12 protein-coding genes are annotated in these 22,302 nt (G+C 62.9%); 5 read left to right on the top strand and 7 right to left on the bottom strand.

Features of this window, described 5'->3' with window-relative positions; all coding sequences use genetic code 11:
- Nucleotides 1–11 precede the first annotated feature (11 nt).
- The 6 genes from AB4O45_RS24490 to AB4O45_RS24515 form a co-directional block, all read right to left on the bottom strand.
- Nucleotides 12–11,732 carry a BapA/Bap/LapF family large adhesin gene (locus tag AB4O45_RS24490; RefSeq protein ID WP_460160684.1) on the bottom strand — a complete coding sequence of 3,907 codons (11,721 nt, stop codon included), beginning with the start codon at nt 11,730–11,732 and terminating at the stop codon, nt 12–14.
- A gap of 406 nt (nt 11,733–12,138) precedes the next feature.
- Nucleotides 12,139–13,098 (bottom strand): alpha/beta hydrolase, encoded by a 960-nt coding sequence (locus tag AB4O45_RS24495; RefSeq protein ID WP_460160685.1) that lies wholly within the window; start codon nt 13,096–13,098, stop codon nt 12,139–12,141.
- Nucleotides 13,099–13,159: 61 nt separating this feature from the next.
- On the bottom strand, nt 13,160–14,188 hold the full coding sequence (locus AB4O45_RS24500) for a transketolase family protein (protein WP_150742626.1): 1,029 nt from the start codon (nt 14,186–14,188) through the stop codon (nt 13,160–13,162).
- On the bottom strand, nt 14,185–15,033 hold the full coding sequence (locus AB4O45_RS24505; protein WP_460160686.1) for a transketolase: 849 nt from the start codon (nt 15,031–15,033) through the stop codon (nt 14,185–14,187). Before AB4O45_RS24505 ends, AB4O45_RS24500 begins: the two co-directional genes overlap by 4 nt.
- A gap of 17 nt (nt 15,034–15,050) precedes the next feature.
- Nucleotides 15,051–16,349 (bottom strand): MFS transporter, encoded by a 1,299-nt coding sequence (locus tag AB4O45_RS24510; protein ID WP_041480451.1) that lies wholly within the window; start codon nt 16,347–16,349, stop codon nt 15,051–15,053.
- A 100-nt stretch (nt 16,350–16,449) separates the two neighbouring features.
- The gene (locus AB4O45_RS24515; RefSeq protein WP_024012667.1) at nt 16,450–17,199 is read right to left on the bottom strand and encodes an SDR family NAD(P)-dependent oxidoreductase; all 750 of its coding nucleotides are present in this window, start codon (nt 17,197–17,199) and stop codon (nt 16,450–16,452) included.
- 194 nt (nt 17,200–17,393) lie between these two features.
- Here AB4O45_RS24515 and AB4O45_RS24520 point away from each other — a divergent pair, with 194 nt between their 5' ends.
- Both AB4O45_RS24520 and AB4O45_RS24525 read left to right on the top strand, forming a co-directional pair.
- Complete coding sequence (locus AB4O45_RS24520; RefSeq protein WP_258708033.1) at nt 17,394–18,311, top strand: LysR substrate-binding domain-containing protein; 918 nt, start codon at nt 17,394–17,396, stop codon at nt 18,309–18,311.
- A gap of 223 nt (nt 18,312–18,534) precedes the next feature.
- Nucleotides 18,535–18,777 carry a hypothetical protein gene (locus tag AB4O45_RS24525; RefSeq protein ID WP_406228916.1) on the top strand — a complete coding sequence of 81 codons (243 nt, stop codon included), beginning with the start codon at nt 18,535–18,537 and terminating at the stop codon, nt 18,775–18,777.
- A gap of 200 nt (nt 18,778–18,977) precedes the next feature.
- Here AB4O45_RS24525 and AB4O45_RS24530 read toward each other — a convergent pair whose 3' ends face one another.
- On the bottom strand, nt 18,978–19,886 hold the full coding sequence (locus tag AB4O45_RS24530) for a LysR family transcriptional regulator (protein WP_252869309.1): 909 nt from the start codon (nt 19,884–19,886) through the stop codon (nt 18,978–18,980).
- Nucleotides 19,887–20,020: 134 nt separating this feature from the next.
- On the opposite strand from AB4O45_RS24530, the gene AB4O45_RS24535 reads away from it, so the two are divergent.
- The 3 genes from AB4O45_RS24535 (at nt 20,021) to AB4O45_RS24545 (ending at nt 22,282) form a co-directional block, all read left to right on the top strand.
- Nucleotides 20,021–21,049: an alpha/beta hydrolase gene (locus AB4O45_RS24535; RefSeq protein WP_095179692.1), complete on the top strand. Its 1,029-nt coding sequence runs from the start codon at nt 20,021–20,023 to the stop codon at nt 21,047–21,049.
- A gap of 24 nt (nt 21,050–21,073) precedes the next feature.
- Nucleotides 21,074–21,508 carry a cyclophilin-like fold protein gene (locus tag AB4O45_RS24540; RefSeq protein WP_224787240.1) on the top strand — a complete coding sequence of 145 codons (435 nt, stop codon included), beginning with the start codon at nt 21,074–21,076 and terminating at the stop codon, nt 21,506–21,508.
- 141 nt (nt 21,509–21,649) lie between these two features.
- Nucleotides 21,650–22,282 (top strand): carboxymuconolactone decarboxylase family protein, encoded by a 633-nt coding sequence (locus tag AB4O45_RS24545; protein WP_224787239.1) that lies wholly within the window; start codon nt 21,650–21,652, stop codon nt 22,280–22,282.
- Nucleotides 22,283–22,302: the final 20 nt, after the last annotated feature.

Below are 22,302 nucleotides of genomic sequence, written 5' to 3' on the forward strand. Positions count from 1 at the left end.
GATGTCTTGTTTCAAACCACTTGAATGCCGTTCTGCACCCACAAGTGGTGGCTCGGATCCTCCTGTGCCGTGTATTGAACATAGTCGATGCCGTCGGCCTGTTGCGTGCCATCGGCGACCCAGCCATCGGTCATGTGCACGCTGTCCCTGTCGTCACCCTTGATCAGCAGGGTGTTGTTGTCCGAAGAGGTAATCGCCAGCAGATCGCCGAGATTCAATGTCAGCGCAACCGCACTGGAATGGTTGAGGTCGAGGATTTCGACGTTGTGGATCTTGCTCTGCAGATCGCCGAGGTTGATCGACACATCGCCACCGGCCCAGAGCAGGGTGTCGGTGCCGCTGCCGCCGTCCACCGAGGTGAACTGCTGATCGGCGATGATCAGCGTGTCGTCGCCACCGCCACCTTGCAGCGTGACGGCGCCACCGTGCGAGCCGTCGAGGGTGTCGTTGCCTTCGGTGCCCTGGATCAGTTCGCTACCAGCGACATGGGCCAGACCGAGGTCATCGCTGGCCAGTGCCGAGAACGCGGTGCTGGCGAATGCGCCGGCATTGTTCAGGTCGATGGTCAGCGTCGCGGTATCCACGGTGCCGTTGGGGTGGGTGAGTTGGTAGGTGAAGGTGTCTTCCTGGCCGATCACCGCATCGGTCAGCCCGGCCTTGAGCGTGTAGGTGTAGTTGCCGTTGGCCTGGACCACCAGGGTGCCGTAGTTGCCGACCAGCGAGACGCCGTTGTAACCCGGCGCGACGTAACTGCCAGCGACCAGCACGCTGAGCAAGGTATAGACCGAGCCCAGCACATCGGCGCCGCCGCCAGCGGTGTCGGTGAGCAGGTTGCCCGATACCGGTGTGTAGCTGCCGACCACGAACTGATTGTTGTAGGTCGCGACGTTGATCAGGCTGGTGTTGACGCTGGTCAGCAGGCCGAGGCCGCCTACTGCCACCCGCACCTGATAACTGCCGGCGGTCTGGTCGTCGAACTTGATCCCGTAGTTGCCGCCGCCGAGATTGACCAGCGCGTTGCCGCCGTAACTCTTGACCAGCACGTACTGGTTGGTCGCCGTGTTGAGTTTATACAGGCCGACCGTCATCGAACCGAGCAGCGCCAGCAGGTTGCTCGAGTTGACCACCACGGTCAGGTCGCTGACGGTATCGGCCGCGACCACAGTGTTGTAGTTACCGCTGCCGCCGCCCAGCAGCACATTGAACGTGCCGAGGGCAGAGTTGGTGGTGACTTCGCGGTTGACCAGGGTGACGTCAGTAGAGGCGACGTCTGGCGTGGCATCCACCACCAGCGCCGGGCTGCCAAGGTTGGCGTCATTCCACACTTCGGTGGCTTGCGGGCTGTCGATGCGCACATACAGATTGGCGGTGTCGCTCAAACCGTTCGGGTGCACCAGTTGATAGTTGAACACGTCGACTTTGCCGACGCTGCCGACACTGCCGTTCGGTTTGTAGCTGTAGTTGCCGTTGGCGTCGATGGTCAGCGTGCCGTACAACCCTTGCACCGTGGTGCCGGCCCCGGCGCTGACCCAGGCGCCGTTCTTGAAGATCTGCAACTGCGCGCCGTTGTCCGGGCCGGTCTGATCGGCCGTACCATCGACGCCGACGTTGGTGATGACGTTGCCGGTCACCGCTGGCCCGGCAATGCCGTTGAACTGGGTCAGGCTGCTGACGTCCAGTTGCAGCTGGGTATTGACCGTGGTCAGCACGCCGATACCGGTGCTCGAAACTGTCAGTCGATAATCGCCTGACAGCAGGTTACCGATGTCGACCCGTACGCCCTGGCCGGCGAGCGCGATCAGGTCAAGCAGGCCGCCGCTGCCGTTGACATCCAGAGTCACCCAGTTGCCGCTGGCATCCTTGACTTGCAGGGTGTAGACCACGCCATCGATCAGCGAAATCAGACTGCTGGTGGTCAGCGTCAGGGTCGGATCAAGACGCGTGCCGCCGGCGACGGTGAAGGTGAAGGTTTTCGAGAATCCGGCCAGCAGTGTGGTGAACGAGTCGTTGAAGGTCTGCGACGCGGTGACCGGTGCCAGGGTGACGGTGCCGACGGCGAGGTTATCGCTGGCGACCACTGGCGCGTTGACGTCGACGTCCGGCGCAATGACGTTGGCGGCCACCGAAACGTTGCCGCGAGCGTCGCTGAGATTGACGGTGAGGTTTTCGCCGTTGATCTGCGCACTGCTCAGGGTGACGTTAAACACGCCGAGGTTGTCGACCGTGCCAGTGCCCAGAACGCTGCCGCTGGCCGACTTGATGGTCACGGTTGCACCGGCTTCACCGGTACCGGTGACGGTCAGGCCATCGGCACCGACCAGCAGCGCCGTTGCCGCAGCGGGCGGTGTCAGGTCTGGCGCCGTCGCGGTCGCCGCTGCCGATACGTTGCCACTCGGATCGGCCTGGGTAACGCTGAGCACTTGGCTGTTGATCTGCGCCGAGGCCAGTGTCACCGAGAAACTGCCGTTAGCGGCAACGGTCGCGGTGCCGAGCACCACACCGCCGACGCCGCGTACGCTGATGGTCGAACCGGGCACACCGACGCCAGTGAGCACGGTGCCGCTGCCATTGACGCTGACGCCGGTCGGCGCGCCGGGCGCGGTAATGTCCGGCGCTGTCAGGCTGGCGTTGGGCGACAGATTGCCGGCCGGGTCGACCAGACGCACGGTCAACAGCTGCCCGTCGAGTTGTGCGGTGTTCAGGTTGAAGCTGAACGTGCCGCCACTGCCCACGGTGGTAGTGCCAATCAGCGCGCCGCCCGGGCCGTAGACGTTGACCGTCGCACCGGCTTCGCCCGTACCGCTCAAAGTCAGACCGTTGGCAGCGAGCGTCAGACCGCTGGCTGCAATCGGCGCCTGCACGTCAGGTGCCGTCAGATTGAAGACCTGCGACAGATTGCCCGTCGGGTCGGCCTGTTGGACGTTGAGCTGTTGGCCATTCAATTGCGCGCTGGACAGTTGCACGGTGAAGGTGCCGCCAGCATTGACCACAGCGGTGCCGAGGACGGTACCGGCTGCGTTGGTCACGCTGACGGTCGCGCCGGCCTCACCCGTGCCGCTGACCGCCAGGCCGGTGCCGTTCAAGCTGACATTGCTCAGCGGCGCTGGCGCGGTGGTATCGGCGACGCTGAGGTTGGTAACCGGCGAAACGTTGCCCGCCGCATCACTCTGCGTGACGCTCAGCTGCTGGCCGTTGAGTTGCGCGGAGGACAAGGTCACCGAGAACGAGCCATTGCCCGCCACCGTCGCCGTGCCCAGCACCGTGCCACCCGCACCGCGAACAGTGACGGTGGCGCCAGCTTCACCGAGCCCGCCGAGGACCAGACCGGCACCGCTAAGGACCAGCGCCGTCGGAGCGGCCGGGGGAGTGATATCGGGCGCCGTTACGTTAAGCCCGGATGAGGTGTTATTGGACGCATCGGTCTGTGTCGCATTGAGCACCTGACCGTTGACCTGCGGCGTATTGAGCTGTGCGCTGAAAGTGCCATTGGCGCCAACCGTCGCATTGCCCAGCACGACGCCGCCAGCGCCGGTGATGGTCACCGACGCGCCGACTTCGCCGCGACCGGTAACCAAAGTGCCGTTGGCGTTGACCGCCAGATCGCTGATTGGCGCCGGCGCCGAGGTGTCACCTGCGGTGATTTCAGTCGGCAGCGAGGCACCCCCCAACGCAGTGTTGGCGGTGACTTCGAGGCTTTCGCCGTTGGTTTGCGCGGGCGTCAGCACGACGCTGAACGTGCCATCCCCGCCGGTGACGCCGGTGCCGATCAGGCTGTTGTCCGGCGCGTAGACATTGATGATGGTGCCGATCGCCGCCGTGCCGGTCAGCGTCACGCCGTCGGCTGTCAGCACAAGATTGTCCGGCGCAGCCGGGGCTGGCACTGCCGGAACAGTCAGGTCGGCGTCTGCGGACACGTTAGTCGCGACGTCTGTTTGATTCACTGTCAGCACCTGGCCGGCAGTGATGCCCGGATCCAGATCGATCAGGAATGTGCCGTTGGCCGCGACCGTGCCGGTGCCGACAACATTGCCCAGCGCATCGGTCACCTCGACACTGGCACCGGCTTCGCCACGACCGGCGAGCTGGCTCAGATCGCCGCTGATGGTCAGACCGGTGACGGCATCCGGAGCCGTGGTATCTGCCGCCGGGTAGAGCAGCACTGGCGATGCGTTTTGCGCTTCGTCCGTCGCGATCACCGACAACAACTGACCATTGGCCTGAGCCGGATTCAGCGTGACTGTATAGGTGCCGTCGCCCAATGCCACCGCTGTGCCGAGCACGGTGCCGGTGGCGGACAGCACAGTCACGGTGCTGCCGGCTTCGGCGGTCCCGGCGAGCAAGGTGCCGGCGCCGGTCAGCGATGTCACCGTTGGTGCGATCGGTGCAGTGCTGTCCGGCGCGTCGACCAGTACGGGCTCGGACTGGTTGTTTTGCGCGTCGGCTTGCACGACCGACAGTGCGCGGCCATCGATTTGCGCAGCCGACAACGTGACGCTGAAATTGCCATCTGCGGCCACGGTCGCCGTGCCGAGCACCACCGTGCCGTCGCGCACGGTGACGGTCGCTCCGGGCTCGCCGGTGCCGGTCACGGTCAAGCCGTCCTGGCTGACATTGAGGTCGGCCACCTCCAGTGGATCGGTGATATCGCCCGCTTGCACGGGCGCTGTCGGCGATGTGTTGGATGCCAGATCGGTCTGATTGACGCTCAACAGCTCGCCGTTCACTTGCGGCGGGTTGAGGGTCACGCTGAACGAGCCATTGCCGGCCACGGTTGCCGAGCCCAACACAGTGCCAGTCGCGCTGAGTACACGCACCGTGGCGCCGGCTTCACCGCTGCCGGTCAATGTCACGCCGTCGGGCGTGAGAATGAGGCCGGTGGGTGCAGCGGGAAGGGTGATGTCCGGCGCAGTGATAGGCACGATCGGCGAAGGGTTGCCCGCCGCATCGCGCTGGATCACCGACAAGGCTTCACCATTGAGCAGCGGCTGGTCGAGCGTCACGCTGAAACTGCCGTCGGCCTGCACCGTGCCAGTGCCGACGATAGTGCCCAGCGCATTGGTGACGACCACCTGCGAGCCAGCCGCACCGGAGCCGGTAATCAGGCTGCCGCTGGCGTCGATCTCGACATCGGTCAGTGCTGCAGGAGGCGTGCTGTCCGGTGCGCTCAGCGTGCCGGCAGGCGAGGCATTGCCGGCTGCATCCGCCAACACCACGAACAGCGCTTGGCCATTGGTTTGCACCGGAGTCACGGTGATCTGGAAACGACCATCGCTACCCACGGTGCCGGTGCCCAGTTCGGTGCCATCGGCCGACGTCACACGGACAGTGGCGCCGACTTCGCCGGTACCGGTGAGCAGACCGCCATCGGCATTCAGTTGCAGATCGGCCGGCGTCGCTGGCGGGGTCAGATCCGGGGCGGTGACCGTCACCGGGGCGCTGACGTTGCCGGGTGGATCGGCCTGCTGCACGCTGAGAATCTGTTCGTTGATCTGCGGCGGATTGAGGGTGACGCTGAACGTGCCGTCGCCGAGTACCACGCTGGTGCCGAGCAAAGTGCCGTTGGCATCGCGCACGGTCACGGTCGCGCCGGGTTCGCCAGTACCGATGACCAGCGCGCCGGACGAGTTGATATCGACGTTGTCCAGTGGATCAGGTGGGGTGAAGTCCGGCGTGGTCAGGTTCACTGCCGGCGAGTCGTTGCCCGCTGCGTCGGCCTGGACCACGGTGATCACTTCGGCATTGGTCAACGCCGGGTTCAGTGGCAGCGTGAAGGTACCGGTCGCGCTGACCACGGCGGTGCCAAGCACGTTGCCGTCACTGTCGATGACGCGCACCTGCGCGCCCGGTTCGCCGCGCCCGGTCAGGCTTGCGCCGTCGCCGCCGATGCTCAGTTGCGAAACGGCCGCTGGCGGTGTGCTGTCGACCGAAGTGAACGGCGTGGCTGCCGAGGTGTTGCCCGCTGCATCCGTCAGCGACACAGTCAGCGCCTGGCCGTTGGCTTGCGGTGTGGTCAGGGTGATCGCAAAGGTGCCGTCGATGCTCACGGTGCCGGTCCCGACCAGCGCTCCGGCGGCGTTGTACACGTTGACCGTGGTGCCGGCCTCACCGGTGCCCGACAGCAAGGTGCCGTCAGCGCTCGCCACCAGCGCCGCCGGCGGATTGGGCGCGATTAGATCCGGGGCGATCAGGTTGACGCTGTTGGATTCGTTGCCGGCGGTGTCGGCCTGGCTCAGGCTCAAAGTCTGGCCAGAGGTCTGTGCCGGGCTGAGGGTGACGCTGAACGTGCCATTGGCCGCCACCACGGCGCTGCCGAGAACCACTCCGCCGGTGCCGAGCACGGTCACCGTGGCGCCGGCTTCACCGCGCCCGGTCAGGGCCGTGCCGTTCGGTGCCAGGCTCAGTTCGCTGAGCGGCGCTGGCGCGGCGATATCGGCAGCGGTGTAGTCGGTCGGGGATGAATTGATACCGGTGCTCGACGTCGCCACGGCAGACAGCTGTTCGCCGTTGAGTTGCGCGGCGTTGAGGGTGACGCTGAAAGTGCCATTGGCCGCCACCAGCGCGCTGCCGAGCAACACGCCCGAGGCATTGCGAATGCTCACGGTGCTGCCGGCGGTGGCCGAGCCGGTCAGGGTCAGGCCGTCAGCGCTGAGGGCCAGATTGGTCGGTGCACTCTCCGCCAGATTGCCCGGCGCAGTCACCGGCGCTGCCGGTCCGGTGTTGCCGGCAGCATCGATCTGCACCACGGAAAGATTCGATCCAGCCACCGCAGCCGGGGACAACGTGACGCTGAAATTGCCATTGCTGGCAACGGTCGCAGTACCCAGCAAAATACCGCCGGCATCGCGAACTTCCACGCTGGCGCCGACCTCGCCGATGCCGGTCAGGGTGGCACCATTGGCGCTGACCGCCAGATCGCTCGCCAACAACGGCGCCGTGCTATCGACCGCATTGAGGATTGCCGGGGCTGACGGATTGCCTGCCGCATCGGTGGCCGTCACGTTCAGCGACTGGCCGTTGGTCTGCGGGCTGTTGAGGGTAATCTGGAAAGTGCCGTTCGCGGCCGCCGTGGAGGTGCCGAGGAGGTTGCCCTGGCTGTCACGCACGGTCACCGTGCTGCCGGCCTCGGCGTTACCCGACAGTTGCACGCCGGCAGCGTTGAGGGTCAATGCGCTCGGAATCGCCGGCGCAGTCAAATCCACGGCGGTGACTTCAACCGCAGTCGACACATTGCCCGGCGGATCCTCCTGAGTAACGGTCAGCACCTCAGCATTCAGTTGTGCTGCGTTGAGGGTGACAGTGAACGCGCCGCCGCTGCCGACCTGTGCGGTGCCGAGCAAGGTGCCGTCGGCGCTGCGCACAGACACGGTGGCGCCGGGCTCGCCGTGGCCGGTGACGGTGACACCGTCAGCATTCACCGCAACCTGGGTCAGTGCCGCCGGCGGGCTGATGTCGGGGGCGTTGACACTGGTCGATGGCGAGACGTTGCCGGCAGGGTCGGTCTGGCTGATCGCCAATGCCTCTCCATTGGTCGGCGCTGGCGCCAGGGTCACACTGAACGAGCCGTCCGCGCCAACTACGGCGCTACCCAGCAGGGTGCCGTTGGCGGTGGTGACATTGACGGTTGCGCCAGCTTCACCCGTGCCGCTGAGGGTGCTGCCATCGGCGCTGATCAGTGGGTTCTGCACAGCGGCCGGCGGGGTGCCGTCGACGGTGACCACGCCAGTGGAAATCGAGGTGTTGCCGTTGGCGTCGGTCAGGGTGACCTGCAGGGTTTCGCCGGTGTTCTGCGCATTGGGCAAGGTGACCTGGAAATTGCCGCTCTGATCGACCACGCCGGTGGCCAGAACATTGCCGGCGGCATCGCGCACGGTCACGGTGCTGCCGGCTTCGCCCTGGCCTTTGACCACGGTGCCGACGTCATTGATCGTAACGCCAGTCGCTGCGGCTGGCGGTTGCAGATCGGTAGCGATAATGCCGGCGGGTTGCGACAGATTGCCGGCGGCGTCGCTCTGGATCGCGGTAAGCGCCTGGCCATTAAGTTGTGCCGGCGTCAGCGTCAGGCTGAACGTGCCGTTGCTGGCGACCAGTGCAGTGCCGATCACGGTGCCGGTAGCGTCGGTGACAGTGACCGTCGCTCCGGCCTCTCCGCGCCCAGTGAGTGTCGTGCCGTTGGTATTCAGCGCCAGATTGGTCACCGCGTCCGGCGCCGTGCCATCGGCCGCCGTCACCGTGCCCGGAATCGACACGTCACCGTCGGGACTGGTGGCCGTCACCTGGAGGACTTGCGCATTGATTTGTTTGCTACTGAGCAACAGGGTGAAGCGGCCGAAGCTGTTGATCAGCCCGGAGCCGAGCACAGCGCCGCTGCTGCTGGTCACCGTCACGGTGCAACCAGGCGTTCCGGCGCCGGTCAGGGTGAAACCATCGGCACTCAAGGCCAGATCGGTCGGGGTCGCGACCTGGCTACCGTCCAGTCCTGCCAGCGGCACAACGGGCGAATCATTGCCGTCGCCGTCAGTGCTGATGACTTCCAGATTGCCGCCAGGCTCGGCCGGTGGGCTAAGGGTCACGACGAAGCGGCCGTCCGCATCGGCCGTCGCGGTGCCCAGCACAGCGCCACCGCCGGCAATGCTGACGGTGACCGTGGTGCCCGGTTCGGCAAGGCCAGAGACCTGCGTGCCGGCGGGATTGAGCGCGAGATCGCTGACTGGCGCCGGCGGGGTGCTGTCCGGCGCAGTGACGCTGCCGGGAAGCGAACTGTTGGCGCCGTCCGACACCACGACTTGCAAGGCTTCGCCATTGGTCTGCGCAGTATCGAGGTTGACCATGAAGGCGCCCGTGCCGTCAGCGGTCGCGGTGCCGATGACGTTGCCGTCGGCATCCAGCACCTGCACCGTGTTATTGGGCTGCGTGGTGCCGGTGACCGTGGCACCCGCCGGATCGATGAGCAGACCGCTCGGTGCAGGTGGGGCGGTGATGTCCGGTGCGGTGACCGGTGTGGCGGGCGAGGGCAGGGCACTCGCATCGGTCTGGATCACGCTCAGCACCTGACCGTCGAGCTGAGCCGGGCTCAGGTTGACGCTGAAATTGCCATCGCTGGCGACCACCGTAGTGCCGAGCACCGTGCCGTCCGCTGCGCTCACGGTTACGGTACTGCCGGCTTGTCCGGTGCCGGTCAACGTCACGCCGTTGCTGGCGAGCACGAGATTGTCCGGCGCCAGCGGCGCGGTGGTGTCCGCTGCGGTCAGCGGCGTGTTGGGGGAGACGTTCACGCCATCCGATTGGCTCACTTGCAGTTGTTGGCCATCGATCTGCGGGCTGTTCAGCGTCACCGTGAAGGTGCCGGTGCCGTCGACGATCGCGGTGCCCAGCACATTGCCGGCCGAATCCTTGACCGACACCGTGGCACCGGGTTCGCCGGTGCCGCTCAGTTCAGTGCCGCCTGCATTCAGCGACAGATTGGAAGGGGCAGTGGGGGCCTGGATATCCGGCGCTTCAACTGGAACTGCCGGGGAGCCAGTGGGCGAGCCATCGCTCTGCACAACGCTGAGATTCTGGCCATTGGTTTGTGGTGAAGACAGGGTGACTTCGAACCGGCCGTTGCTGCCGACCAAAGCTGTTCCCAGCACGGTCCCGTTGGTGTCAGTGACAGTAACGGTGGCGCCGATCTGACCCGCGCCGGAGACTACGGCGCCATTGGCGGAAATGCTCACATCGGTCACGGCGACCGGCGTGGTCAGATCGGGTGCGGTGACGTTGACCGGCGCCGAAGGATTGCCTTCCGCGTCGGTCTGGATCACTTGCAGTTGTTGCGCATCGGTCTGTGGTGTGGAAAGTGGAACGGTAAAATTGCCATCGGCATCCACCGTGCCCGAGCCGATGATGTTGCCGGCCGGATCGCGCACAGTGACCGACGCACCCAACTCACCCTTACCGGTGAGCGTCTGCCCCTGAGCGTCGAGCGCAAGATCGGAGACGGCCGTCGGCCCTTGGGTGTCAGGCGTCACGTAGTTCAGTGGTGCGGAAGTGTTGCCAGCGGCGTCGCTGGCACTGATCTGCAGTGTTTCGCCATTGTTCTGCGGACTGCTCAGTTGCAGGCTGAACATGCCGTCCGCCGCCACCGCGGCCGTGCCGAGCACATTGCCGTTGGCGTCGCGCACCGTTACGGTCGAACCGACCTGGCCGCGTCCACTCAACTGCGTGCCATCGATGCTCACTGCGATGTCACTTGGTTGGGTCAGCCCGTCGAGGTCAACCGCGATGATAGTCACTGCTGGCGAAGGGTTGCCGGCGGCGTCGGTGACCAGCACGCTCAGCGCCTCACCATCGATTTGCGCGGCGTTAAGTTGCACGGTGAACGAGCCATCGGCTGCCACCTGCGCTGTGCCGAGCAGCGTACCTTGCGCATTGGTGACGCTGACCGTGCTGCCGGGTTCGCCACGGCCGGTCACCGAAAGGCCATCGCTGCTCACGGCCAGATCCGTTGCAGCAGCGGGGCCGGTGATGTCTGGTGCATTGAAGGTCACGGTCGGCGATTGCGCACCGGCGCTGTTGACCGCCACGATACTGAAGGTTTCACCGTTGGCCTGCGCACGAACCAGCGTCAGCAGGAAAGTGCCGTCAGCAGCCACCGCCGCACGCCCGAGCAATTCTCCGTTGGCGGCACGGACTTCAATCGTGGTGCCGGCTCGGGCGGTGCCGGTCAGTTGACTGCCGTCGCTGCTCAAATCGAGATTGCCTGGCGTCGTCGGTTCGACGATCTCCGGCGCGCTGACCGTTGCGCCGGTCGAGATATTGCCTGCCGCATCGGTGGCATTCACGGTCAGCGGCTGGCCGCCGGTTTGCGCGGGGCTGAGGGCGACGCTGAAAGTGCCATCCGCCGCCACCACAGCGCTACCGAGTAGCGTGCCATCGGCGGCGCGCACCTGGACGGTCGAGCCGGCTTCACCGGTGCCGCCGAGTTGCGTGCCATCGGCGCTCACAGCGAGGTTGCCAGGCGCAGTGGGCGCGGAGGTATCCGGCGCAGTGACCGTACCCGGCGTCGAAACGTTGCCCGCGGGGTCGGTGAGCGTGACGTCGAGCGGCTGGCCATTGTTCTGTGGCGTACCCAGGTCGACCTGGAAACTGCCATCGGCGCCAACGGTTCCGGAACCCAAAAGGTTGCCGGCTGCATCGCGTACCTGAACGACACTGCCAGCTTCGCCAAAACCACTCAGCACCCGGCCATCGGCCGACAAGGTTAATCCGGTCGCAGGCGCAGGAGGCGTCGCGTCTCCATCGCCACCACCACCGCCGCCGCCGCCACTTCCGCCGGCAGCGGCTGCCGCACCACCCGCGCCCAACAGGCCAAGCCCGGCAATCGCCCATGCCGGCGTCGCGCCATCCACCACACCGACGCCAGCGATCAGCTCGTCCAGCGAATTGATTTCGTCAAAGGTAAAGCCATTGAACGGCTCGGCGCTGTAGCGCGCCTGCCACAGCGTCGCGTCGTCACCCTGAAAGACAATGTCATTGGGCACGCCGTCAGGGCTGGTGACAAAGAAATTGGAGATTTTGATTTGCTCGCCAGACTTCAGATTGACGATCAAATCCTGACCGCTGCGACTGGTCGACGCCAATTGATCGGGCCGAACCGGCATTTGTACAACTGAAGGCTGACTGAGCTGAACATTGCCCCAGTTCTGGGCAGTGAGCTGAGAATTGGCTTTGTCGGCAATGACGATGTTGTCCATTACTACTCCCTGTAAATGGGTGGGGCGGACGTCCACGGATGGTTTTAAAACCATAGATAGGGAGTGTCGGATGGGGCTGCCTGATTTTTGACGAGCGTATGGATGGGCCATTTGCCCACGTTTATCTATTTGAAAATCTGCTCTATTCAGGTCGTTACCGTTTGTCGGGACGTTGGATCCAAGCGGTTTTTGGGTGCAACAAAATGTGTCGGTTTCGACATTATCCAACGAGACGCTGGAAAATATCCGGGCGGAATCGAGGAGAGCGATGGCTAAGCGATATTGAATTTCTCAAAGCGCAGGCCAACCTCCGCAGCTGCCGGTCTGCGAAGGTATTAATCAATAAGCGTGGGAGGGGGGAAGGCTTTGTATAAGAAATCCAGTCGTACCGTTTCAGCTGTTCTTTCTATCCCTCAGCAGTTAATGCGCTAGCTATCGATCGCCGAAGTGATCGGACGATATCCAGCGCAGACTGATCGCTAACGCTACCGGGGCACTGATCAAACATATGTGGCGCCCCAGGGTAGACATGCAGTTCGACGGCAGCCCCGGCGCGCGACAGACGCATGGCAAATGCAACGTCCTCTTCCAGGAACAGATCCAGCGCCCCGACGGCCATAAACGTCGGTGGCAAGTCACGCAGATCGTCTTGCAGGGCCGGCGAAAACCAGCCGATTGGCAGATCATCCAGCGCTTGGTCAGCGCGCAGGCAATCCCAACAGAACTGGTTGGCTTGCGCCGGCCAGCCAATCACTCCGGTCGTGCTGTTCTGGTGAGGCGAGGCCGGGCTGCCCGAACGGTAATCGAGCATCGGATACACCAGCAACTGGCTGGCGATGGAATATACGCCGCGATCCCGCGCCACAATTGCCAGCGCTGCTGCCAGACCTGCACCGGCACTGTGACCCATGACGATCACGTTGTCGGCGTCCATGTTGAGCGTTTGCCGGTGGGCGACAACCCAGCCGAGGGCGGTGTAGCAATCTTCCAGGGGAATAGGGAAGGGGTGCTCTGGCGCGAGACGGTAATCGACAGCGACGATGATCGCCTGAAGTTCTTCGGCGAGGTTAGCCAGATAGTCATCGGCCATTTCGGGGCAACCAAGGACGAAACCTCCACCGTGGATGTACAGGATCACCGCAAAATTACCGCCCGGTGCCCCGGCGGCGGGCCGGTAAAGACACAGGCGCAAATCCTCACCGTCGTGGGCCTTGGTCCATAGGCTTTCACCGCGCGCTTGTTCTCGGGATTTGAATGTCGCATGGACACGCTCCCTGATCGCGGGCAGCGTCTCCAACGTCCAGGCTTGTGCGCCGGGGGTTAAAAAGCTTTTGAAGTCGGGATCCAGCAGTTCATGTGCTTTCACGTTCTGCCTCCTGTTCTCGAATGAGCGAGCGCCTCTGATCGAAGCGCCGCCCACGGTGGAGTTACAGCCAGGCTTTGATCTGCGCGCAGACAGCCGGCGTCGAAATGCCGTAGCGATCATGCAGCGTCGGCAGGGCACCGGCGTCGAGGAAGGCGTCGGGCAACGCGATCTGTCTGAAGGTGGGCGTCACGCCATTGCGCAACAACAACCCAGCAACCGCCTCGCCCAAACCGCCGATGATCGAGCTGTTCTCGGCTGTGACCACCAGACGCCCGGATTTACGCGCTTCGGCGAGAATGGTGTGTTCATCCAGCGGCTTGATGGTCGGCACGTGCAGCACGGCCACATCAATGCCGTCGGCCTGCAATTGCTTGGCCGCTTCCAGTGAGCGCATGGTCATCAGCCCGGTGGAGATGATCAGCACATCATTGCCCGTGCGCAGAGTCTTGGCCTTGCCGATCTCGAATTTATAACCGTACTCGTCCAGCACCAACGGCACATTGCCGCGCAGCAAACGCATGTAGACCGGGCCTTGGTGAGCGGCGATGGCCGGCACGGCCTGTTCGATTTCCAGTGCATCGCACGGGTCGACAATCATCAGATTGGGCATGGCGCGAAAAATAGCCAGATCATCGGTGGCCTGGTGGCTCGGCCCGTAACCCGTGGTGAGACCGGGCAAGCCGCAGACGATTTTGACGTTAAGGTTTTCCTCGGCGATGGCCATGCAGATGAAATCGTAAGCACGCCGCGAAGCGAACACCGCGTAGGTGGTGGCGAAGGGTACGAAACCCTCACGCGCCATGCCCGCCGCAGCGCTCATCAGCAACTGTTCGGCCATGCCCATTTGATAGAAACGCTCCGGATGCGCCTTGGCGAAAATGTGCAGGTCGGTGTACTTGGACAGGTCAGCCGAGAGACCGACGATGTCCGCGCGCTGGTCTGCCAGCGCTGCGAGCGCATGGCCGAACGGTGCCGAACGGGTCGCCTGACCCTCGGAAGCAATCGAGGCAATCATCGCCGAGGTGGTCAGGCGCTTTTTCACCGGCGCGCCAGTAGCAGTCGAAGGCGCAGTGTTGGCGGCGTTGCTCATTGGTCTTTTCCTTCTGCAAGGTTGCTCAGTGCCAGGTCCCATTCGTGCTCTTCGACGCGAATGAAGTGGGTCTTTTCCCGGTTCTCCAGAAACGGCACGCCTTTGCCCATTTTCGTGTCGCAGATGATCACCCGCGGTTGATTGCCCGAATGCTGGCGTGCGGCATCGAAAGCAGTCACCAGTGCGTCAAGGTCATTGCCATCGACGCGCTGGGTAAACCAGCCAAAGGCTTGCCAGCGATCGACAATGGGTTCGAACGAAAGAATCTCGCTGGAGTAACCGTCGGCCTGCTGGTTGTTGACGTCGACGATGGCGATCAGGTTGTCGAGCTTCCAGTGCGAAGCCGACATCACCGCTTCCCAGGTCGAGCCTTCATTGAGTTCGCCATCGGACAGCAGGTTGTAGACGAACGAGGCCGAGCCTTTGCGCTTGAGGCCCAGGCAGGCACCGACCGCGATACCCAGGCCCTGACCCAGCGAACCGCCGGTGATTTCCATCCCCGGGGTGTAGGCGGCCATGCCCGACATCGGCAGGCGGCTGTCATCCGAACCGTAGGTTTCCAGCTCGTCGAGCGGAATGATCTCGGCTTCGATCAGCGCTGCGTACAGCGCAATGGCGTAGTGGCCGATGGAGAGATAGAAGCGATCGCGCTGCTCCCATTCGGGATCTGCGGGGCGATGATTCATCGCATGAAAGTAAGACACCGCCAGCAGGTCAGCCGCGCCGAGGGCCTGGCCCACATAGCCCTGGCCCTGAACTTGGCCCATGCGCAATGCATGGCGGCGAATGTTGTGCGCGCGCTGGGTCAGGCTCAGCGATGCAGCGTGTGCAAGATTAGTCGTCATGATGAAACTCCGTTGACTCAACGATTGACCAAAGCGGCAGGAATACGCAGGACCAGGCTGGCGCCGAGGAACAGCACGCCGGTGATGAGGTACATGCCGATGGCGCTGGAACCGGTCAGGGTGGTGATCCAGCCGATCAGATAGGGCGAGCAAAACCCGGCGAGGTTGGCGAAGCTGTTGACCGCGGCGATGCCGGCGGCCGCAGACACCCCGCCAAGCAGCGTGGTGGGCAGCATCCAGAACAACGAGGTGGCGGAGAGAATGCCGGAGGCGGCCAGGCACAGGCTGAGGATCGACAAGGTCGGATTGCCGCCCATCATTGCTGCCAGGCTCAAGCCGATCGCACCGGCGATCATCGGCACGATCAGGTGCCAGCGGCGCTCGCGATGTTTGTCGCCACTGCGGCCGACCAGGAGCATGGCGGCGATGGCGCACAGGTAAGGCAGGCTGGTCAGGAACCCGATGTGCAGCGGGTCGGAAACCCCTGCGTTACGCACCAGTGTCGGCAGCCAAAAGGTGATCGCATATTGGCCCATCACCACACAGAAGTAGATCGCCGCCAGCAGCCACAAGCGCCGGTCGCGAATGAACTCGCCGACCGAGGCATGGGTGACCTTTTGCTGGTCGTCTTCGGCCAGCTCGCGAGTGATGAGCGCTTTTTCCTCGTCATTGAGCCAGGTCGCCTGATGCACGCCGTCTTTCAGATAACTCAGTACCAGCAGGCCGACGAGCACGGTGGGCACCGCTTCCAAAACGAACATCCACTGCCAGCCGGCCCAGCCGTGCACACCGGCAAAGTGGTTCATGATCCAGCCCGAAAGCGGGCCACCGACCATGCCTGACAGCGGAATGGCGATAAACCACAACACGGTCATGCGCGCCCGCCGATAGGACGGAAACCAGTAGGTGAGGTAGAGCAGCAGGCCCGGCGCCAGACCGGCTTCGGCAATCCCGAGGAGAAAGCGCAGGGCATAGAACTGCCAGGCGGTTTCGACGAAGGCAAACAGCGCCGAGACGATGCCCCAGGTGATCATGATCCGCGCAATCCACACTCGCGCGCCGACCTTGTGCAGGATGATGTTGCTGGGCACTTCGCAAAGGAAATAGCCGATGAAAAACACCCCGGCGCCCAGTCCGTAGACTGTTTCGCTGAGGGCCAGATCGTTCATCATTTGCAGTTTGGCGAAACCGACGTTGACCCGGTCCAGATAGGCGCACAGGTAGCACAGCATCAGGAACGGCATCAGCCGCCAGGCCGTTTTGCGGTAGGCAGAAGAGCGCACGGTCGAAACCGCTTCGAGCGACAGGGTAGTCATGATGGTCTGATCTCTTGTTTTTATTGACCGCCAGGCCATCAGGCCCGGCTGCGTCATCGATCCAGAACCGCACGGGCCACGCAGGCCCGCCCAGAGTTACTCAGTGAATCAGCATGCCGCCGTTCACATCGAGGGTGATGCCGGTCAGATAAGCGGACAGGTCGCTGGCCAGAAACAGCGCGGCGTTGGCGACGTCCTGCGCTTGACCCAGGCGCCCCAGCGGAATGCCTTCGATGATGGCGTGGCGGCGTTCATCCTGCATCAGGCCGCCGGTGATGTCGGTGTGAATAAGGCCCGGGGCGATGGAGTTGACGCGGATGTTGTCCGGCCCCAATTCCCGCGCCATGGCCTTGCCCAGCCCCAGCACACCGGCCTTGGCCGCGCTGTAATGCGGGCCGCCGAAGATGCCGCCGCCGCGCTGGGCAGACACCGACGACATGCAGACGATGCTGCCGGAAGACTGTTGGCGCATCAGCGGAATCACCGCCTGGGACATGAGCAAAGTGCCGCGCAGGCTGACGTCCAGCACTTTGTCGTAGTCCGAAGGACGAATATCCAGAGTCTTCAGTGGCTGGGTGATACCGGCGTTGTTGACGAGGATATCGATGCGCCCGAAGTGCTCGATGATGGCGGCGACGGCTTGCTGAACCTGCGCTTCGTCGGCCACGTTGGCCGCCAGGCCCAGATGACCTTCGCCCAGTGCTGCGGCGGCGTCACGTGCTGCGGATGCATCCAGATCGAGGATGACCACGCGAGCGCCGTGTTGCGCAAATGTACTGGCGGTAGCGCGGCCAATGCCACGGGCAGATGCGGCACCGGTAATGATTGCGACTTTGCCTTGAAGAAGCATGGAGGATTCCCTCGAATTGTTTTTATTGGGTCGGTGTGTAAGTAACCGATGACTCAGCTTGTCCTCCGGGGCGAGCGTGAGCAATAACGCGGAAGTCACTCAATGCTGAAAAAAATTCAGCACTCGTCAGGCCGTTTCGCAAATGCTTGAATGAAACCGGTCCGTACATCACAAGAAATCACCACGGAGTCACCATGCGCTCAGACACTGAGGCATCGATCAACCTGCCACCGCTGAAAGCAATTCAGGCCTTCGAACAAACCGCGCGCTTCGGCAACGTCGCCAGAGCGGCGGAAGTGCTGGACCTGACACCCTCGGCAGTCAGCCATCAACTGGCGAAACTGGAAGGGATGATCGGCCGGCAATTATTCGTCCGTGCTGCCCGTGGCGTCTCGCTGACGCCGGTCGGCGAGCAATACCTCAAGGAAGTCTCCGGGATTCTGCACAGTCTCGCCGTTGCCACCGAGCGTGCGGCCAGCGATGTCAGCCTCGATTGCCTGCGCTTGCACTCATCGCCAAGCTTCGGCCTGCTCTGGCTGATGCCGCGCCTGGAAGCATTTCGCGCCAGTCACCCGGACATTCAGATCAACCTGTCGTGCTCCTATGAATCGCTGCACTTCAGTCGCGACAAGATCGACGTCGATATCCGCCATGGTCTGCCGAACTGGCCAAGCTATGAGGTGCGCACGGTCAGGAACGAGACGTTCGCGGTGCTGACTTCACCGAAACTGCTCGCGCAGCGCCCGATACGCGGCGCGGCGGATCTGCTGGAGTGCGATCTGATTCTGTCGGAAGCCACTCTGCTCAAATGGCCGCAATGGTTTGCCCAGCATGGTCTGGCGCGTCCGGAACGGCCTTACGCATTGAGCTTCGATCGTTCCTACATGTCGCTGGAAGCGGCGAGTCATGGCTTGGGTTTCGCGCTGGAAAGCACATTGCTGGCGCAGAAGTATCTGGCCGCGGGCACGCTGGTTGAAGTCGCGCCTGAATCACTGAGTGCTGCGGTGGCGGCGCACCATTTGGTATTCCCCAAGGCGCATTCGAGCTTTCCACGGGTCAGGCGTTTTCTGGCGTGGATGGAGAGCGAGTTGGGGCACGAGTTCGCGTATTGAGTCGGGAACAATTCTTTCAAACTCTCTGAACCGCTCAAGGTCAATCCATTATCGGTCTTGATCATTCACGCAAGAACGCACTTTACCGCGCGCTGCCGATCCGCGAAAAACCAAAGGCTGAGCAGGCTGTTGTTTTCTGTGTTCATCGTTTCTTTAGAAGGGGCTGATTTATGGTCATCACATGTCTGGGATGGGGATCACTGATCTGTAAGCCGGGGAAGCGATGAGCACCCGCAGCCAGGCGCAGATTGCCGCGATCCTCGATCAGCTGTTGGCACTGCGAGAAAGCGTGGACATTCTTCAGCACGTGGAGAGCGCTAGCGTCGAGTCGCTAGGTGGCCATCAGACCGTGGACGCTCCCGAGTCGCTGGATCTGGTGTTTCAAAAGCTGCATGAAGACATCGCCAGCATGGAGGAAACCTTGGCGACGATTGCCGAGGCTACCGGGGATGTGTCGAAGTTGTGAGGCGCGCGCGGGGTGGCATGCAGAGATGATTTGCCTGGTCTGGCGTCTTCGCGAGCAGGCTCGCTCCCACAATGGATTTGTGAATCGATTGATTTCCGGGATCTGACGCAAAACCCTGTGGGAGCGAGCCTGCTCGCGAAAGCGCTGGGTCAGGCACTTACTCTGTTGGATGTGCCGACGCTATCGGAGCAGGCTCGCTCCTACAACGGGGCTGGGTCTCTGACCACGCGCAACGCATCCACCACCAGTGAAAACGCCGGCGACGGTTGGCGGCGGCTGGGGTAGTAGAGGTGGAAGCCACCGAACGGTTCGCACCAGTCTTCCAGCACTCTGACCAAACGCCCTTCAGCCAGATGCGTACCGAACTCGTCTTCAGGCAGGTAGGCAATCCCTAACCCGTTCACAGCCGCGTCGGCGATGTGCACGGTGGAGTTGAACACCAGTTGGCCGTCGACCCGTACTTTCAGCTTTTTGCCCTCGCGCTCGAATTCCCACGCATCGACACCGTCGTAGGTCGGAAAGCGGATGTCGATGCAACGGTGCGCCGCCAGATCGCGCGGATGTTGCGGGGCGGGGTGCTGGGCGAAGTAGCTGGGCGAAGCGACCACGGCCATGCGCAGTGGCGGGCCGATCGGTACGGCGATCATGTCCTGGGCGACGGTATCGCTGAAACGCACGCCGGCATCGAAGCGGTCGGCCACGATGTCGCGGAAACCGTAGTTGATATCGAACTCGAGCTTGATGTCCGGATATTGCAGCAATAGTGGCGTCAGCTTCGGCAGCAGAGTGGTCTTGATGATGTTGTCGCCGCAGGTGATGCGCACCGTGCCGGCGGGCTTGTCGCGCAACTCGGTCAGGGCGTCCAGCTCGGCTTCAATTTCATCGAAACGATGACCCACGGTGTGCAGCAAGCGTTCGCCGGCCGCGGTCAGTGACACGCTGCGCGTAGTGCGGGTCAGCAGGCGAATTTTCAGACGCGCTTCCAGCGCCGAGACTACCTGGCTCACCGCCGATTGCGTCACGCCCAGTTGCACCGCCGCGCGGGTGAAGCTGCCGCTGCGGGCAACCGTGACGAAGGCGAGCAGGTCGTTGAAATTGGGTTTGGCCATGGGCGCGCGCTCGGGTTTATTGATTAGCAGAGTTTATAACCGCATTAAGCACTCATTAGCTAATCAAAGTCTCGAGCGTGCGCAACAATACCTTCATCCCGGCCACGCCTGGCTTCTCGATCAAGGACGCCCCCATGAAACGACTGTTCATACTGCTCGGGTTTCTCCTGAGTTCATTCACTGCATTCGGAGCTGACATGTCCCACGGTGCTGACAATTTTTTCAAGAGCGATAAGGTGACCGTGCAGAAGGTCAGCTTCAAAAATCAATATCAACTCACCGTGGTCGGCAACCTGTTTGTCCCTAAAGGACTCGACCCGGCAGCGCGTAGCGCGGCGATTATCGTTGGTCATCCGATGGGCGCGGTAAAGGAGCAGAGCGCCAATCTGTACGCACAGAAACTGGCGGAGCAGGGCTTTGTCACCTTGTCGCTGGATCTGTCGTTCTGGGGCGAAAGCGAGGGCGCGCCGCGCAATGCCGTGCTGCCGGACATGTATGCCGAAGACTTCAGCGCGGCCGTCGATTACCTCGGCACACGGCCATTCATCGACCGCGAGCGCATCGGCGTGTTGGGCATTTGCGGTAGTGGCAGCTTCGTGATCAGCGCGGCGAAAATCGACCCGCGCATGAAAGCCATCGCCACGGTCAGCATGTACGACATGGGCGCCGCCAACCGTGACGGCCTAAAGCATTCGCAAAGCCTTGAGCAGCGCAAGCAGATCATTGCGCAAGCGGCCGAGCAGCGTTACGCCGAGTTTACTGGCGGCAAGGTCGAATACACCGGCGGCACGGTGCTGGAACTGAAGGCCGACACCCATCCGATCCAGCGTGAATTCTTCGATTTCTACCGCACCCCGCGCGGCGAATTCACCCCGGCCAGCTCGACGCCGCAACAGACCACGCGCCCGACGCTGAGCAGCAACACCAAGTTCATGAACTTCTATCCATTCGTCGATATCGAGAGCATCTCGCCGCGCCCGATGTTGTTTATTGCCGGTGCCGATGCGCACTCCCGTGAGTTCAGCGAAGAGGCGTTCCGGTTGGCGGGGCAGCCGAAAGAACTGGTGATTGTGCCGAATGCCGGTCATGTCGATCTGTACGACCGGGCCGAGCTGATTCCTTTTGCCAAGCTGACGCAGTTCTTCAAGAGCAACCTGAAGTAACTTTCAACGCGACGGAGCAAAGCGATGCGGATTTTTGCCAACGGCTGGAAGGGATTCGTACTGATGGCATGGCTGCCCTTTGCTCAGTCTGCTGCTAACCCGGAGGAGACCACGATGTGGATGACCGTCGGAGAACACCGTTTTGCCATTGCTCTTGAGGACAACCCGAGCACTCGGCAATTGCTCACGCGATTGCCGCTGAGCCTGAACATGGTCGACCTGCACAGCAACGAAAAATACGCCACCGTGCAGCCGCCCTTGCCCACGCAGCCCTATCGGCCGGGCACGATCCACAACGGCGATTTCCTTTTGTATGGCGACGATACGTTGGTGGTCTTCTACAAAACCTTCGATTCGTCTTACCGCTATTCGCGCCTTGGTCGCATCGACCGGCCGCAGGACTTGGCCGAGACCTTGGGGCGTGGCGATGTGCGGGTGACGTTCACGCTGGATGAGTGAGGAGATTCATTGATGAAGCTGAAAAACCTGCATCAGCCGCGCCTTCTGCGCATTGTGGCTCTCGGCTGCGCGGTCCTCGCCAGCGCAGCCTGCGTGAATCCTCTGTGCGCCAATCCTTCCCGATCACCGGAGAAACCGATCATGCAAGAACAACCTCTGACGCTTAAGCAACTGGCGATCGCCCCGATTGCCGCCAACGCTGCAATCGGCGACATGCCGCGTTTGCACGACGCACTCAATCGCGGCCTCGATGCCGGGTTGAGCATCAGCGAAACCAAGGAAGTTCTGGTGCAGCTGTACGCCTACGCCGGGTTCCCACGCAGCCTCAACGCCTTGTCCTTGCTAATGAAGGTTGTGCAGGAACGCGCCGCGCGGGGCATTGAAGACGCGCCCGGACGAGAGCCCGGCCCGGTTCCGTCGGGGTATGCACTTACCGAACTCGGCACCGACAATCAGACCCGTCTGGTCGGCGCGCCAGTGTCCGGCCCGCTCTTCGAATTCGCCCCGGCGATCGATCAGTTCCTGAAAGTGCACTTGTTCGGCGACATCTTCGCCCGCGACAACCTGGCATGGACGGATCGGGAACTGGCGACGGTTGGCGCGCTGGCGGCAATGGCTGGGGTGGAATCGCAGCTGGAGTCACATTTGAAGATCAGTCTGAATGTGGGATTGACGGTTGAGCAGTTGCGGCAAGTGGCGCAGGAGTTGGAGGCGCGCGGGGATTTGCAGGCTGCTGAGCGGGTGGGCGCGGGGCTGGGGAAAATCCAGCGGTGAGGGCGGCTCGGATTCATTGC

Source organism: Pseudomonas sp. S2_B10 (assembly GCF_054668425.1).